The sequence below is a fragment of the Actinopolymorpha pittospori genome (genome assembly GCF_014873875.1).
GTDB classification, from domain to species: Bacteria; Actinomycetota; Actinomycetes; order Propionibacteriales; family Actinopolymorphaceae; genus Actinopolymorpha; species Actinopolymorpha pittospori.
On sequence record NZ_JADBEM010000001.1, the window covers coordinates 2,086,361 to 2,101,674 of the forward strand.

The following is a 15,314-nucleotide window of genomic DNA, read 5'->3' on the forward strand; positions in this document are numbered from 1 at the left end:
CCCGGGGTTCAGGCCGACGGCTCGGGCGGGGCGTCTGCCGGGTCCTCGGACGGTGAGTCGGCCGTTGGCTCAGGAGACGATTCGGGGGACGGCTGGGGGGACGGCTCGGGGGGCGCGGCCTTCCGGGTCATCACGACCTGGAGATAGTCGACGGGTACGACGACGGCGTCGGGCTCGCCCCGGTTGTGACGATGCCAGAGGTCGGTGAAGTCGGCCTCGAAGGAGTTCGCCGCGTCGGGGCTCATCCGGGCCAGCGCCGTGCGGACGGGGCCGACCCACTCGCGGAAGCGGCGGAACTGCTCGGCGTAGGACGGGGCGGTCAGCTCGATGCACAGAAGCTCGACGCGCTGGTCGGTCACCGCGTCACCCAGGAGCTCGGTCAGGCCCTGGCGGGTGCCCCACCGCATCGGTGACGGCGTGGGCTGGGGCGGTGGGGCGTACTTCCCCGCCAGCGCCAACAGCCCGCTGAGCGCGCTGTTCGGCGTCCAGGTGGCCAGCCCGAGGCGACCTCCGGGGCGCAGCACCCGGAGCATCTCGCCGGCCGCCTTCTCCTGGTCGGTCGCGAACTGGATCCCGAACGTCGAGGTCACCACGTCGAAGGTGTCGTCGGCGTAGGGCAGGGACTCGGCGTCGGCGACCTCGGTCTCGATGGCGAGGAACTCCACACCCGCTCGTCGGCGGGCATGGTCGAGCGCCGGCGGGACGATGTCGGTGCAGGTCACCCGCGCGTCTCGGCGAGCGGCGGCGAGGGCGGTGTTGCCGCTCCCACCGGCGATGTCGAGCAGGCGCTCCCCCGGACGGATGTCGAGGGCGAGGGCGAGTTCCTCACTCACCGGCATGATGCGGGTACCGAGGCGGTGATAGTCGCCCGCGGCCCACATCGCCCGTGCTGCCTCGGTGGGCGTGGCCGGGGCGCCTGCCTGGCCCTTGGCCTGGTCGGTCTTGCTCACGCGGTTCAGGGTCGCAGAAACTCCCCACCCGGACGTGGGAATCCGATCGTGCGGGACTCGCCCCGGACCACGCCAGGGTCGGGCGCAGGGCAGGACGTAGGTCGTGTCCTAGTCGAAGAGGTGGCGGTGTTCCTCACTCCACCGGATCCGCTCGGCGAGCTCGTCGAGGTGGCCCTCCGCGACCATCGTGACCTGGCGTTCGTGACCCTCGGCCGCCAGCTGACGGACGAAGTCCAGCCCGATCCGCTGGATCTCGATCACGCTGTCGGCCAGGCCCGCGGTGTCGGGCAGGCCGTAGGCCTCGGCGAAGATCGCGACCCGGCGGCGCCGGTCGGGAGGTACGGGATAGCGGAGCCAGCGCACGCACACCTCGTCGTCGCGGAACGGCGCGAGGTACTCCAGAGCGTAGGCGACGTCGTACCAGGGCGGGTGTGGTGCGGCGTACTCCCAGTCGAGCAGGCCCACCGGCCGGACACCGTCCCACACGATGTTCCACGGGCCGAAGTCGCCGTGGCAGACGACCTCCCCGGGCCCGCCGGCGCCGGTCGCGCCGCCGGCCCACACCGGCGGTCGTTCCGGTGCCCACGACGCGACGGTGTCGTGGTACTCACGAAGCAGCCGGGCCGCCGCCCGCAGGCCGTCCTCGTCGACCACCTTCGCCCAGCCGTCGGGGCCGGACTCGCCCTCGATGTAGGTGAGGATCTCGGTGTCCGGCGCGCCGCCGGTGCCGGGTTCGACGCCCAGGACCCGCGGTGAGTACGCGAACCCGGCGTCCGCGAGGTACTCCAACAGGGCATGGACGGCGGGCGTCCACGGCTGCACGGCGTGGCGTACGGTCGCGCCCGCCCGGACCACGTGCCGGTCGGCACGGTCCTGCAGAACCTCTTCCTCGGCTTCCTCGGCCACGCTCACCTCACTCCTCTCAGCACGCCTCAGGCCGCCTCAGGCCGCCGGGAACTCGGCCAGGGCGTCCTGTAGGACATCGCGCCAGCGGGCCCGGTGACCCTCGGTCTGCAGCCGGAAATACACTGTCTCCCGCACGTGGGGTGCCAGGTTGCCCCCGGTGTTGTGCGCGAGCAGGTAGTGGGCGAGCAGCAGGTCGCCCGCCTGCCCGTGCACCTGCCGCGGCTCCGGCAGGTCGACCGGGAAGTACGGCGCCGACTCGACGAGGGCGTCCGGGCCGTGCGCGCGAAGGTGGCCGGCCGCGGCCAGATGCGTTCCCGGCCAGACCCACAGGTTGCCCATGTCGTCGTGCGACTGGTCGGTGAGCAGGAACCCGGCGAGGAACGTGAACGTGCCCGGTCGGCCGTCGTCCTCGGTCGGCGTGATCCCGTCGACGTGCGGCCCGCCGGGCTTGTGGAGGTGCGGCGGGAACGTCAGCGCGACCTGCGCGTGCGAGGGCCATTCGATCCGCCGGGGCGCGGTGAGGGAGGAGGCCACCTCGAACGCCGGGCTCTTCTCCAGGAGGTCGCCCAGCGCGCCGGGCAGCGGATCCTCCAGCCAGTGGCTGTAGTGGCCGCGGTGACCCTCCGGTGGCGGATTGCGCTCCGTGAGCTCCGCGATCTGTTCCCGCGCGGCGTCAAGGAGATCTTGCGCGACCACGCCGGGGATGACGACATAGCCGTCCTCGCGGAAGCGCCGCCGTTGTTCCTGGGTCAGCATGCCCATCAGTTCACTGAACGCCGTACGCCGGTGCAACCGGATTTCGTCGTACTCGGGAACGGTTCTGCCCGCAGCGAACCCGGCTGCCGACCTCGCCCGGACGACCTAGGGTCCCTGACATGAGGAACGTCGCGCTGTCACCCCAGCTCCACATGTTCGTCTTCGACGTCGGCCAGGCCTACCTGTGGGCCGACGACGACGGGTTGACCCTGATCGACACCGGGATGGCCGGCTCGGCGAAGGTGATCGAGGCCGCCGTGCACGGCCTCGGCTACGACCGGCGGGACATCCGGCGGATCATCGTCACCCACGCCCACGACGACCACATCGGTTCGGTCGCCGACGTCGCGGCGTGGAACTCCGCCACGGTCGTCGCGCACCGCCTCGAGGCAGCCGTGATCCGGGGCGAGCAACGGTCCCCTGCACCGGTGATCACCGAGGAGGAGCGGCCGTTCTACGAACGCATCGTCCCGGGCGTCCCGGCGGCACCGGTCCCGCAGAACGTCGACCAGGAGGTGACCGACGGCGACGTCCTCGACTTCGGCGGCGGCGCCGAGGTGGTCGGGATGCCCGGCCACACGCCCGGCAGCATCGCGATCTACCTCCCGGGGCCGCGGGTCCTCTTCACCGGCGACAGCGTGGCGAGCGTCAACGGCCGGGCGATGCTCGGCGTCTTCAACGTCGACCGGGCCGCCGCGATCGCGTCGTTCCGCGACGTCGTTCGCCGGGATGTGGACGTCGCCTGTTTCGGCCACGGCGACCCCCTGCTCGGCGACGCGGGGACGACGCTGCGTGACGTCGCGGACGGGCCACTCGAATGAGGGCTGGTGGGCGGAGCTGGGCCATTCGCCCCTGATCCGCGCTCGGAGTCCATGACGCGCCCGCCCCGGCAGGTTTCCGCCCCTCCGCACGATCGATGTCCGCCGCTTCCGTGGCCGACCGTGATCTCCGGTGGGTCCGCTTCTGGCCCGGCGGCCCAGCGGGGCCCACGGTGCTCGCCACATGCTCGCCACGGCGTGGATCCGGCCGCCGCCAGCGGTTGCGCCAGACACTGGGTAGCGTTTCGAGCAGTGTGAGTCTCACGGGCTTTCCGAGGAAGGACGCTACCCATGCGGATGGTGCGCAAGGCAGTAATTCCGGTTGCGGGATTGGGTACCCGGCTGCTGCCTTTGACGAAGGCACTGCCGAAGGAGATGCTGCCGATCCTCGACAAACCGGTCCTGCAGCACACCATCGAGGAACTGGTCGCCTCCGGCATCGACGACATCACGATCGTCACCTCCGTGCGCAAGGCACTGGTCCAGCAACACTTCGCCCCCGACGAGGACCTCGACATGCGTCTGCGCGCCGACGGCAAGGGCGAGGTGGCCGACGTCCTCGGCGAACTCTCCTCGATGGCGCGGATCACCTACCTCTACCAGCACGGCCCCTACGGCAACGGCACACCGGTGCTGAACGCCGCCCGCATCGTCGGTGACGAACCCTTCATGGTCTTGTGGGCCGACGACGTGTTCACCTCCGCCGTCCCGCGGGCGCAGCAGCTGGTCTCGGCCTACGAACGCACCCGGGCACCCGTCCTCGGACTCATGCCGATGGAGCCGCACGAGTCCCAGCGCTACGGCGTACCCATCGTCGAGGACGAGCTGGGAGCCGGCCTGCTGCGCATCTCCGGGATCATCGAGAAGCCCGCGCCGCAGGACGCGCCGTCCGCCTACGCCTCCATCGGTGGCTACGTCGTCACGCCCGGCATCGTCGAGGAGCTCGAACGCCAGACCCAGCGGCACCGGGACAACCCCGAAGGGGAGGTCTACCTCTCCGGCGCCATCCACGAGCACGCGCGCACCAACCCGGTCTTCGGCCAGGTCATCGACGGCACCTGGTGGGACACCGGCAACCCGCTCGGCTACCTGCGGGCGCAGTTCGCCGCCGCGCTCGCGCACCCCGAGTACGGCCCCGAGTTGCGCAAGCTGGCAGCGCGCGGAGACCAGAACGGCCTGTAGCTCACAGCTCACGAAGCGCCTCCCTATACCACGTCAGAGCGAATTTCCGGCGCGGCGCGCGCGGGTAGATCACCCGTGTTGCTGGTCTGTTCGTTACGCTTTGGTGTGGCGGTGTTCACCACCGCTTTGCAGTGGTCGAGCACCAGCGAGGAGGTCGCGCGCGTGGCGTACGCCGGAAGCCAGTTGGCGCAGGCGCCGATCACAGCGCGCAATTTCAAGCTCGGGGCTGTCATCGTCACGATGGGCAACCGGCCGGTGCAGTTCAAGGCGCTGTTGGACTCCGTCCGCGCGCAGGTCGGCCCACCACTGGAAGTCGTGGTGGTGGGCAACGGCACCGCGCTGCCCGGCCTCCCCGAAGACGTCCAGGGCATCGAGCTCCCCGAAAACCTCGGCCTGCTGGCCGGGCGCAACGTCGGACTCGCCGTGCTCCGCGGGCGGCGTGACATCGACGCGGTGCTCCACCTCGACGACGACGGACTGTTGCCCGACCCGCACAGCGCGGAGAAGCTGCGTGCGGCGTTCATGGCCGATCCGTCGCTCGGGATCATCGGCTTCCGGATCGCCGACGAGACCGGGGTGAGCCAACGCCGCCACGTCCCCCGGCTGCGCGCCGGCGACCCGATGCGCGCGTCGGAGGTCACGACCTTCCTGGGCGGCGGCAACGCCATCCGGATGGACGTCGTCGAGGAGACGGGCGACTGGCCGGCGGAGTTCTACTGGGCGCACGAGGAGACCGACGTCGCCTGGCGGGCACTCGACCGTGGCTGGCGCATCGCCTACCGGCCCGACATCCTGCTCCAGCACCCGCGGACCTCCCCGTCCCGGCACCCCGTCTACTACCGCATGACGGCCCGCAACCGGGTCTGGCTCGCGCGTCGGCACCTGCCGATCCCGCTCGTGCCGCTCTATCTCGGCGCCTGGGCACTGATCACCATCCTGCGCCGCCCACCGCTGGCCGGGCTGCGCGACTGGATGGCGGGCTTCCTCGAGGGCTGGCGCTCACCCTGTGGACTGCGCCGCCCGATGCGCTGGCGCACGGTGTGGCGGATGACCCGGCTCGGCCGCCCGCCGATCGTCTGACCCTCCCTGCGGCCGCTCGCGAATCTTCGGCCACACTTGTGTGACGCGCGGGCGGGGTCGCGGCGTCGTACGTGGTGAGAAGGACGTACGGAGAGGCGGCCCATGACATCGGTACCGGATGACTTCGAAGAGTTCGCATCCGCGCGTGCGACCCACCTCTTCCGTACCGCGTACCTCCTGGCCGGTGACTGGCACCTCGCCGAGGATCTCGTGCAGACGGCGCTGGGGAACATCTACGTGGCGTGGGGACGGGTCCGCAAGGCGGAGAACCCCGTCGCCTACGCGCAGACGGTCCTCCTGCGGACGTTCCTGTCGCACCGGCGCCGGCGCAGCAGTTGGGAGGCGCCGAGCGACACCCTGCCGGAGCGGGCCGCGGGGGAGCCCGACCCGATCCTGCGACTGACCCTGCTGGATGCGCTGGCCCAGCTGTCCCCCAGGGACCGGGCGATCGTGGTGCTGCGGTACTGGGAGGACCGCAGTGTGCAGGAGACCGCGACCGTCCTCGGCCTGCGCGAGGGGGTCGTCCGGACGCAGAGCAGTCGCGCCCTGGCGCGACTGCGGGTCCTTCTCGGTAGTGACGTCCTCGAACTCGCGGGCCGCTGACCGGCCCGCGCAACATAAGGAGCCACACCGATGGCGAGTGGGTTCGTCGAAGGCGACAAGAAAGACGAGGAGTTCAGCGAGGCCCTGAGGTTCGAGATGGCCTCCGTCCGGCCGAACGTGGAAGAGTTGGTCGGCGGTGGGGTCGCTCGTGGGCGCCGGGGGGTACGTCGGCGGCGGATGGCGCAGTTCGCGGCCGCGGGCGCGACGTTCGCGGTTCTCGGTGGCGTGGCCTACGCCGCCCCCTGGAACGCCCTGCCTCCGGCCACGGAGCTCGGGGTTGCGTCGGGCGCGACGGGTTCAGGGGTGCCCGCGGCGGCGAAGACGGTTCCGACCACCCCGCAGGCGACGGTCCGGCTGTTGATCGACCAGCTCCCGGCCGACGCCAGGACCGGGAAGTACTTCGGCGGCTGGAACGGGCAGTTCACGTCGTCCGGTGGCGATGCGAAGTCGTCGGGTGGCGATGCGAAGTCGTCGGGTGGCGATGGCAGGTCCTCCGTCCGTGGGTTCGAGCGGACCGGCACCTACGCGCAGTTCGTCTACTTCGACCAGCACGGTGCGTCCCTGATGGGCGTGGAGGTGCAGTGGAAGTACGCCGACGCGTCCTACCTCGACTGCCCGGCCCCGGCCAAGGGCGCGACCTGCGACCGGCGCACGCTGTCCGACGGCTCGACCCTCATGGTCGACCAGGACCGCGAGTACCCCGCCGGAGCGCGCTACGGCGAGGGTAAGGGTCCGAAGGTGTGGTCGGCTGCGCTGCTGCGCAAGGACGGCCTGATGGTCCGTCTCTGGGAGAACAACGGGCCAGAGGAGAAGGGGTCCGAGACCCGTGCCAACCCGCCGTTGACGAAGGCACAGCTCGAGGCGATCGTGACCAGCCCGGTCTGGCAAGCCAAGGTTGACGCCGAGACCGTACACCGGGCCGCGCCTCTCTTCACCCCCACGGTGGCCAAGGAAGAGGTCGCCGAGGTCCAGGTGGGGGCCGGGGACCGGACCGACGCTGGGGCGGTCAAGGGACTCGACGACAAGGCGACGACCGAGGACAAGCTGCGGGTCGAGAACAAGCTGCGGGTCGAGAACAAGAGCGACTCCGCTGGTTCGAAGGCCGAGCGGGAGAAGGCGACGATCCTGAAGCAAGGCCTGTCCGAGGGCTTCCCCTCCTCCGGTGGAGGCAGGTAGCCATGCTCCCCACCACACTCCGGCGGCGGGCGCGGCTGCGGCGTGCCGCGGCCCTCACGGCCGCGCGCCGGGCCTCGACCCCAGGCGCCGCTGGCACCGACGTGCTCGTACCCGCGAGCACTGGCTCGACGGTCCGGCCGCGGACGCACGGGGTGCCCGCCGCCGGCGGGCGGGGCCGAACGCCGCGCTGAGCGCGGACCCGCCCCCGTCGGCGACGGAGCGACGTGTCCAGCGAGGTTAAGCCGTTGCGGAAGATCCACAATCCTCGATTGGATGCGGACCATGGACGCCACGGAACCCGGACTCGGCGACACCGGCCGAGACGGCGCGCACCTACCAGAGCACGTACGCCGCAACCGTCAGTTGTGGGACAGCCGACAGGGGGCGTGGTTCGGTAAGCGGGCACGCGCCCAGTGGGCTGCCGAGCCGCACTGGGGAGTCTGGCGGATCCCGCAGGCGGAGTTGCCGGTGTTCCCCGACGACCTGGCCGGCAGGGACCTGATCGACCTGGGCTGTGGCACCGGCTACGTGTGCGCCTGGGCGGCCCGGGCGGGCGCACGACCGGTGGGGATCGACAACTCCGAGCGCCAGTTGGCAACGGCGCGGGCGATGCAGCACGACTTCGGCCTGGAGTTTCCGCTGCTGCACGGGAACGCCGAACGGGTTCCCTACCCGGACGCGAGCTTCGACATCGCGATCAGCGAGCACGGCGCCATCGGTTGGTGTGACCCGTACCGCTGGATCCCGGAGGCGGCCCGCCTGCTGCGGCCCGGAGGCGAACTCGTCTTCGTCCGCAACTCCACGTTGCTCACGTTGTGCGTTCCCGAGTCTGGAGCCGCGGCGGCACGGCTGAGGCGCCCACAGTTCGGGCTGTATCGGGTGGAGAGTGAGGACGGGACGGCTGTCAACTTCCAGTTGCCGCATGGTCCGATGGTGCGACTGTTACGGGACTCGGGTTTCGTGCTGGAGGATCTGCTGGAAGTTCAGGCGCCGGAGAATGCCAGCACGGAGTACGACTACGTCGACCTTGAATGGGCGCGACAATGGCCCAGTGCGGAGGTTTGGAAAGCCCGCCGATCTCCGCGGTAAAAGGCTCGCAAAGAATTCCTCGCGCCCGACTTTGCCCGGCGATCCGCGGCGTCCCCCACTCGCGTTTCGCGGGTGAGGACCGCCGCGGAGGGCACAGGTGACACAGCTTCGTGCTGCATGAGACGGGCGGATGTCACCGCTTGCCGGAGTAACCGAAGCGCGACTTCTCCGAGCGCGCGCTGCAGGTCAGGCCGACACCGGTTGGCCTACGCCGCCGATGTCACCACCAGACTCTTCTGCCGCCGACCGGGCGGCCGACGCGACCGAGAATCAGGAAGACGACGCCGACGACCAGCAGAATCACGCCGATGGTCGTCAAGATGGAGATGCTGAGAGCGATACCAAGGATCAACAGGATGACGCCGAGAACGATCATGGCATCCCCCTTTCCGACTAGGGACCGGCGACCCGTCGCCCTCGACTGGTGCCGGGATCAGGTAAGACCATTCTCCTCACTTCGGGCGTTTGACGCGAGTAGCCCGACCCCATCAGTGTGGTAACGGTCAGCCGAAATCGGACGCTCGGGAACCAACGAGAGTCCCGGATCCGAAGGTCGACTGCCGGGTCTGACGGTGCCGATCCCGACCAGGTTCCATCCGGCGGCCGACGCCGGCCAGGAGGGCAGCGATGCGAGGCGGCCGGGTGGCCGTCATCATTGCGCGATGGACGCGATTCGCCTTGGCATCGTCGGTGTGGGCACGGTCTCACTCCGCGGCATCCTTCCCCACCTCTCCCAGTCCGACGTGCGTGACCGGGTGCGGGTACAGGCCCTGGTCGACCCGGTCGGCGAGCGAGCCGAGGCGGCCGCCGCGCAGTTCGGCGTACCGACGTACTTCACCGACCTCGACGACATGCTCGACCACGGCGAGGTCGACGCCGTCTCCATCGCGTCACCGATCGGTCTGCACTTCGAGCAGGGACTCCGGGCCCTCGAGGCCGGCAAGCACGTCCACTTCAACAAGACCATGTGTACGACGGTCGAGGAGGCAGACGCGCTGATCGAGGCCGCGCGGCGCAACGGTGTCCACATCGTCGCCTCTCCCGGCGAGGTGCTGCTTCCGCAGGTGACCCGGGTTCGGGAGCTCATCGCCGAGGGTGCCATCGGCCGGCTCGCCTGGGCACTGTGCGGTTGCGCGTTCGGCCAGTACCACGAGCGCGAGGAGGAGCGGCTCTCCCCGCCGGGTGGCCGCCCCATCGATCCCGCGTGGTACTTCCGCAACCCCGGCGGCGGACCGATGTACGACATGACGGTGTACGCGCTGCACCGCCTCACCAGCGTGCTCGGCCCGGCGCGTCGGGTCACGGCGTTCTCCGGTCAGGCGGTGGCGCGGCGGGAGTTCATGGGGCTCGGCGTCGACGCGGAGGCCGACGACAACACCATCGGCATCGTCGACTTCGGTGACAGCACCTACGCCGTCGTCTACGGCGCGCCGGCCGGTATGCGCGCGCAGGAGGTCGGCGGCGTGCGGTACTTCGGTACCGGTGGCACGATCGAGGACACGCTGCTCAACGGCGAACCCTTCGACTTCCCGGGTCGGGAGTTCCTCGACAACGCGTCGGCCGGCGACTACGCCGCCCCGAAACGCCTGCTCCCGCACGTGGTCGGGCCGCACCTGTCGCTTCCGGAGCCACACGTGTACGAGGACGTCATGCAGCTCGTCGACTGGGCACGCGACGGCAAGGCGTCGCCGGTGACCGCCGAGCACGCCCGTCACGTCGTGGACATCATCGAGAGCGCGTTCCGTTCCGCGCGTACGGGCGAGGCGCAGGAGTTGCGCACGACGTTCGACCATCCCAGCAGCCAGGCACGCCGGGAGGCTGTCGGCACCTGACCGCACGCGTCGCCGCGACCGGCCCCTGGACACCCTGACACCCAGTACGGTCACTTCTCATGGCGTCCGATGCCCGACGAGCACGCTACGACGGCCTCGCCGACTGGTTCGACCCGACCGACCAGCCGCCGCGAAGCATCTCCGCCGCGCAGGAGGAACTGCTGTCCCTGTTGGGGCCGGGCCCTGGCCCCTGCCTGGACCTCGCCTGCGGCACGGGCGGATTCTTCGACGCGATCCGGGCGAGCGGCCGGTCCGTCGTCGGGCTCGACGTGTCGGCCGACCAGCTACGCCGAGCCCGGGAACGCGAGCCGAAACTCGTACGCGCCGACGCGGCGGCGCTGCCGTTCTCCGACGGCTCGTTCTCGGCCGTCGTGGCCGCGTGGATGTCGACGGACGTCGACGACCTGGGCAGGGTGCTGGCCGAGGTGGCGCGCGTCCTGTGCACCGGTGGGGTCCTCGCCCTCTACGGAGCGCATCCCTGCTTCAACGGTCCGGCGGTACGAACACGCGAGGACGGGACGCGAGTCGTCCATCCCGGCTACCGCGAAGGGCGCTGGTTCGAGAGTTCGCCCTGGTGGGGTGACGGGATCCGGCGCAGGGTCGGGATGCGGCACGTCCCCCTCGCGGACCTGATGAACGCGCTGATCGGGGCGGGGCTGAGTGTCACGCGAGTGCTCGAACCAGGGAGCGAACCCGTACCGGCCGCGCTGGCCGTGCGCGCGGTTCGCTCTCCTTGACCGAGGGCGGCGCGACGAGCCGGCTGTCAGTGCGGTGCCGCTCAGGTCTCGACGAGGATGTGGTTCTCGTCCGACTCGAGGGGTTCGAACCTCGCCCGTAGGACGTCGAAGGTGTCGCGCGTCATCCTGAGGGTGGGTCCGTGTTCGTGGTTACGCCGCTCGACGCGTCGCCACGCGATCTCGACGTCGCACCGGACGTCGTAGAGGCGGCTGGTCGCGCCGCATCGGGCCACCGTGGCTCGCGCCGCGTCACGGCTGGCTCGGCTCCAGAAGCCCAGATCGAGTACGACGTCGACACCGAGGGTCAGGCAGCGGGTCCACACCGGCAGCATCACGGCTTCCACCCGGGCATGCACGGTCGGTACGTCGGGCTGGGCGGCAGCCTCGGTGCCGTACCACACCATCGCCAGCCAGTCGTCGGAGGTGAAGCGAACGGCGAACTCGCTGAGTTCGAGTCGACTGGCGAACGTGGTTTTTCCGGCACCGATGTAACCGTGGATCAGGTGCGCCGTTGCCATCCCGAGGAGCATATCGGGACGCAGCCCGCAGACAATAGGTATCGCACACCCGAATTCCTCGCCCTGCTTTGTGCCGCTTTTCTTCACCGCAGACACGGGCATGTGCAAGTTTTCCTTGCGGGTGGGACAGTGGAATCACCGAGACGATGGCCGCGGCGCGTGAGACCGTGGCATTCAGGTTCTCGAACACCTTCTGGTGCTTATGCGCGGAGATGGGCCCATGGACATGGTTCATTCCCCTGGTGCGGAGGGGGATTCAGCCGATATCGAGCCCGCCGTGGCTGTTGCGGCAAGTGGCTTGCCACCGGCTGAGCCACTTCGGTTGCGTGTCCATGCCGTCCCGGATCGGAACGGCGCAATCGTAGGCGCCTGGTGGCCGCACACGCGTCACCCTTCGACCGAACTCTCCGCGCTCGTCGCCGGCCTCGAACCACTCCTCGGCATCGTCAACCACATCGCCATGAACGTCACCCAGTGGGGCTGCGCGCCGGCGCGGATCCGGGTCGGCGAGCGGGACGTGCGAGTGAGCTGGTTCGCCTACACCGATCCGCATGCCGTGACGGTCTGGCACGACGACAAGGCGACCACGCTACGGGTGATCCCGCCGGAGACCGACGAGAGAGAAGCGGAGCTCGCGATGGAGGCGGCGGTGCGGTCGCCCGGCCCCAGCGAGTCCGCGGACCAGGCCGGCGAACCCGAGCTGACCTAGGGTGCGTCTCCCACATCCCGCCTGACTCGCGATACCCCGCATCCACGCTGGCCACGTTGTCGCTCGTCTCGAACAGGACGACTCGATCCGGGAACATCCGACTCGGGGACCGATGGCAGAGCGTGCTGGCCGGACCACTTTCGGTAAAGCGTGTGGCGCGACCGCACCGGCGCGGTCCCCTGGCGGAGCGCGCCACCTGCCGCCGTTACCCGAGCAGATAATTTCGATCTTGACAGGCGTTATCTGACTGGATAACTTCTTACCCATGCAGATAACAGATGCGGCCGCGTCGCCGGTCGACAACCGCGCGGAGGCACGCCGGGCGCAGATCATCGCCGCGACGATCGACCTGCTCGCGACGGAAGGCGTCTCGGGTGCGTCGTTCGGCCGCATCGTGAAAGCCGCCGGCCTCAGCAGCACCCGCCTGATCAGCTACCACTTCACCTCGAAGGAGGCGCTGCTGCAGGCGGTCACCGGCAGCATCGTCAGCCAGGCCGCCGCGGTGATGCGGCCCGCCCTCGACGCGCAGCCGACCGCCGTCGGCAAGCTCGAGGCCTACATCCGGTCCAATCTGGACTTCCTCGCGGCGTACCCGAAGCACGCGAAAGCGGTCGTCGAGATCGCCCGAGCCGGGTCCGCACCGCGGGGCGGGGGGCCGCCGTCAGACAAGGACGCCGCCGACGACAAGCCGGGGTACGGCGACGACGTCGCAGTGCTGCTGCTCGCGCAACTGTTCGACATGGGGCAGGCCGCGGGTGAGATGCGAGCCTTCGACTCCGTGATCATGGCACGCGCGCTGCGGGCCTCCATCGACACCGTCGCCGTCATCGTCGCGACGACGCCGACCATCGACATCGACCACTACACCGACGAGCTCATCGCGCTCTTCGTGCACGCGAGCGCACCGGAGGGAACCCGATGACAAACGTGTCCGATCCCCAGCCCGCAACCCCCACCGGCCCGCAGGCGGGCGTCACCGGATCGCAGCCGCGGCGCGACCCAGCCCAGCGCGAACCTCCGGCGCTACATCGCGGTCCAGTTGCTCGTCGATGTAGTCATTCCCGTCGCCGTGTTCTACGTCCTGTCGAACGCCTTCCATATGTCGGCCATCGCGGCCGGCCTGATCAGCGGCGTGGTCCCGGCGATCCGCACCATCGTCACCATCGTCACCAAGCGCACGGTCGATGTGCTCGGCCTGGTGATGTTGACGCTCTTCGTCGTCGGCGGTGTGGTCTCGGTGTCGAAGGCAACCCGCGGATCATCTACGCGAAGGACGGCTGGCTCACCGGCTTGTTCGGCCTGTGGGTCCTGGCGTCCCTGCTGATGCGCCGGCCGTTCATGCTCGCCGCCGGGCGGACGATCGCGACCGCGAAGATCGGCGACGAGGGCGCTGCCCAGTGGGAAGCTCGATGGAATCAGGAGCCTCGGTTCCGCCACGACCTCCGGTTCGTCAGCCTCGTCGTCGGCATCGTGCTCCTCGCCGACGCGGTGGTGCGCGTCATCATCGCCTACGCACTGCCGATCAGCGCCGTCCCGTTGGCCACCACCGTTCAGTACGTCGTGATGCTCGCCTGCCTGCTGAGCTGGTTCTTCTGGTACACCAACGCGCACGGTCTGCGAGCCTGACCATGGCGCACATCGCGATCCTGACCATCGGAGCCCACGGACACATCAACCCCACCATCGACCTCGTGGCCGAGGCCGTGGCCCGGGGACACCGGGTGACCTACTGCGTACCCGGCGGTTTCGGCTCGGCCGCCGAAACCGCCGGTGCCCAACTGCTCAGCTACGACTCCCTCCTCGTGTCGCGACCGGCCGGACCGCCCACCCGGCCGGGCACCAAGCCGATCGACACCCCGACGCCGACACCGACCGCAGCCGAGTTCGCGGCCTACCTGCCGTTCATCCTGCTGGCAGAGACGAAGCAGGTGCTGCCTCAACTCCTGCACGCCTTCGCCGACGACATCCCCGATGTCCTGCTCTACGACCGCACGGCCTACGCAACCGGCCGCGTGCTTGGCGAGATGTGGGGCCGATCCAGCATCGAGGCCTTCGCGTCCTTCGCGTACAACGAACACTTCTCACTCGCCGCCGTCACCCGCCAGCAGTCCGTGCTCGACCCCGACCATCACGGCTACCGGGCACTGGCGGACCAGCTCGCGGAGCTTGCCACGGACACCCGCACCACGCCGCTGACCGTCGACGACTTCGTACTCGGCCGCACCGGCACGGCCATCGCGTTCCTACCGAGGGGATTTCAGTACGCCGGAGACACCTTCGGCCCCGGGTACAACTTCGTCGGACCATGCCTGCGCACGCGCCTGGCGGCGTCAACCCGAACCTGCGCCCCGGTCGAGGTTTACGCCTCGCTGGGCACCGCGTTCACCGATCGCCCCGAGGTGTACGCCGCGATCACCGCGGCGCTCGGCCAGATTGACGGGCGAAGCCTGCTGTCGATGGGCTCGACCGAGCACGACCAGATCGTGGCGAACACCGGCGACGATCGCATCGAGATCCGACCGTTCGTCGATCAACTGGCCGCGCTCGCGGCAGCCCGGGTGTTCGTGACCCATGCCGGTATGGGCGGGGTGATGGAGGCGCTGTACTTCGGCGTACCCCTGGTGTGCCTGCCGCAGACGACCGAACAGCAGACCGTCGCCCGGCGAGTCGCCGAGCTCGGCCTCGGCATCGAGCTCGGTGCGGACGCCCCCACACCCTCCGACCTCCACGCGGCGATCGAGTCGGCCCGGACCGACCCGCGGATCCGCTCGAATGTCCGGGCCATGCGCGACATCGTCCGCGCGACCGGCGGGGCGACCGCAGCTATCGACCACATCCAACGAGTCCTCGAGACGACGCCGAGGTCAGCCGGTGACCCATTCCAGGCGACCACCTCCGTGGCAGTCCACTGACCTCCAACCGCGAGCGAACGATCGTCCCGCAGCCCGTGATCCGGCC

Annotated in this window: 18 protein-coding genes; 13 read left to right on the plus strand and 5 right to left on the minus strand. The window is 69.9% G+C overall.

Going from position 1 to position 15,314, the window contains the following annotated elements; translation table 11 throughout:
* Window positions 1-8: 8 nt before the first annotated feature.
* From HEB94_RS09795 to HEB94_RS09805, 3 genes are all read right to left on the minus strand, one after another.
* Window positions 9-950 carry a methyltransferase domain-containing protein gene (locus HEB94_RS09795; RefSeq protein WP_192749603.1) on the minus strand — a complete coding sequence of 314 codons (942 nt, stop codon included), beginning with the start codon at window positions 948-950 and terminating at the stop codon, window positions 9-11.
* Window positions 951-1,058: 108 nt separating this feature from the next.
* On the minus strand, window positions 1,059-1,862 hold the full coding sequence (locus tag HEB94_RS09800; protein ID WP_337917567.1) for an aminoglycoside phosphotransferase family protein: 804 nt from the start codon (window positions 1,860-1,862) through the stop codon (window positions 1,059-1,061).
* Window positions 1,863-1,892: 30 nt separating this feature from the next.
* A complete protein-coding gene (locus tag HEB94_RS09805; protein ID WP_192749604.1) occupies window positions 1,893-2,618 on the minus strand; it encodes a phytanoyl-CoA dioxygenase family protein in 726 nt (241 codons plus the stop codon).
* Between the two features lie 113 nt (window positions 2,619-2,731).
* Here HEB94_RS09805 and HEB94_RS09810 point away from each other — a divergent pair, with 113 nt between their 5' ends.
* The 6 genes from HEB94_RS09810 (at window position 2,732) to HEB94_RS09835 (ending at window position 8,560) form a co-directional block, all read left to right on the plus strand.
* A complete protein-coding gene (locus tag HEB94_RS09810) occupies window positions 2,732-3,433 on the plus strand; it encodes an MBL fold metallo-hydrolase (protein ID WP_192749605.1) in 702 nt (233 codons plus the stop codon).
* Between the two features lie 288 nt (window positions 3,434-3,721).
* Window positions 3,722-4,612 (plus strand): UTP--glucose-1-phosphate uridylyltransferase, encoded by an 891-nt coding sequence (locus tag HEB94_RS09815; RefSeq protein WP_238361479.1) that lies wholly within the window; start codon window positions 3,722-3,724, stop codon window positions 4,610-4,612.
* A 111-nt stretch (window positions 4,613-4,723) separates the two neighbouring features.
* On the plus strand, window positions 4,724-5,692 hold the full coding sequence (locus tag HEB94_RS09820; protein ID WP_337917568.1) for a glycosyltransferase family 2 protein: 969 nt from the start codon (window positions 4,724-4,726) through the stop codon (window positions 5,690-5,692).
* 102 nt (window positions 5,693-5,794) lie between these two features.
* The gene (locus tag HEB94_RS09825; protein ID WP_192749606.1) at window positions 5,795-6,295 is read left to right on the plus strand and encodes a SigE family RNA polymerase sigma factor; all 501 of its coding nucleotides are present in this window, start codon (window positions 5,795-5,797) and stop codon (window positions 6,293-6,295) included.
* A 30-nt stretch (window positions 6,296-6,325) separates the two neighbouring features.
* Window positions 6,326-7,471, plus strand: a complete 1,146-nt coding sequence (locus HEB94_RS09830; protein WP_192749607.1) for a hypothetical protein — start codon at window positions 6,326-6,328, stop codon at window positions 7,469-7,471.
* A gap of 282 nt (window positions 7,472-7,753) precedes the next feature.
* Window positions 7,754-8,560: a class I SAM-dependent methyltransferase gene (locus tag HEB94_RS09835; RefSeq protein ID WP_192749608.1), complete on the plus strand. Its 807-nt coding sequence runs from the start codon at window positions 7,754-7,756 to the stop codon at window positions 8,558-8,560.
* 220 nt (window positions 8,561-8,780) lie between these two features.
* Here HEB94_RS09835 and HEB94_RS09840 read toward each other — a convergent pair whose 3' ends face one another.
* Window positions 8,781-8,936, minus strand: a complete 156-nt coding sequence (locus HEB94_RS09840; protein ID WP_192749609.1) for a DUF6131 family protein — start codon at window positions 8,934-8,936, stop codon at window positions 8,781-8,783.
* Between the two features lie 286 nt (window positions 8,937-9,222).
* On the opposite strand from HEB94_RS09840, the gene HEB94_RS09845 reads away from it, so the two are divergent.
* Together HEB94_RS09845 and HEB94_RS09850 are read left to right on the plus strand one after the other, a co-directional pair.
* Window positions 9,223-10,392, plus strand: a complete 1,170-nt coding sequence (locus tag HEB94_RS09845; protein WP_192749610.1) for a Gfo/Idh/MocA family protein — start codon at window positions 9,223-9,225, stop codon at window positions 10,390-10,392.
* 59 nt (window positions 10,393-10,451) lie between these two features.
* Window positions 10,452-11,129, plus strand: a complete 678-nt coding sequence (locus HEB94_RS09850) for a class I SAM-dependent methyltransferase (RefSeq protein ID WP_192749611.1) — start codon at window positions 10,452-10,454, stop codon at window positions 11,127-11,129.
* A 41-nt stretch (window positions 11,130-11,170) separates the two neighbouring features.
* Here the strand turns inward: HEB94_RS09850 and HEB94_RS09855 are convergent, their stop codons facing one another.
* A complete protein-coding gene (locus tag HEB94_RS09855; protein ID WP_192749612.1) occupies window positions 11,171-11,647 on the minus strand; it encodes a P-loop nucleotide/nucleoside kinase family protein in 477 nt (158 codons plus the stop codon).
* 226 nt (window positions 11,648-11,873) lie between these two features.
* Between HEB94_RS09855 and HEB94_RS50430 the strand changes: the two genes are divergently transcribed.
* The 5 genes from HEB94_RS50430 to HEB94_RS09880 all read left to right on the plus strand — a co-directional run bounded on the left by HEB94_RS50430 (window position 11,874) and on the right by HEB94_RS09880 (window position 15,268).
* Window positions 11,874-12,356, plus strand: coding sequence for a DUF5994 family protein (locus tag HEB94_RS50430; protein ID WP_238362100.1), 483 nt, complete (start codon window positions 11,874-11,876; stop codon window positions 12,354-12,356).
* 265 nt (window positions 12,357-12,621) lie between these two features.
* Window positions 12,622-13,278, plus strand: coding sequence for a TetR/AcrR family transcriptional regulator (locus HEB94_RS09865; RefSeq protein ID WP_192749614.1), 657 nt, complete (start codon window positions 12,622-12,624; stop codon window positions 13,276-13,278).
* 117 nt (window positions 13,279-13,395) lie between these two features.
* Entirely contained in the window at window positions 13,396-13,680 is a 285-nt protein-coding gene (locus HEB94_RS09870; RefSeq protein ID WP_192749615.1) for a DUF3159 domain-containing protein, read from the plus strand.
* Entirely contained in the window at window positions 13,647-13,982 is a 336-nt protein-coding gene (locus HEB94_RS09875) for a VC0807 family protein (RefSeq protein ID WP_192749616.1), read from the plus strand. Before HEB94_RS09870 ends, HEB94_RS09875 begins: the two co-directional genes overlap by 34 nt.
* 2 nt (window positions 13,983-13,984) lie before the next feature.
* Window positions 13,985-15,268, plus strand: coding sequence for a macrolide family glycosyltransferase (locus tag HEB94_RS09880; RefSeq protein ID WP_192749617.1), 1,284 nt, complete (start codon window positions 13,985-13,987; stop codon window positions 15,266-15,268).
* The last annotated feature ends 46 nt before the right edge of the window (window positions 15,269-15,314 follow it).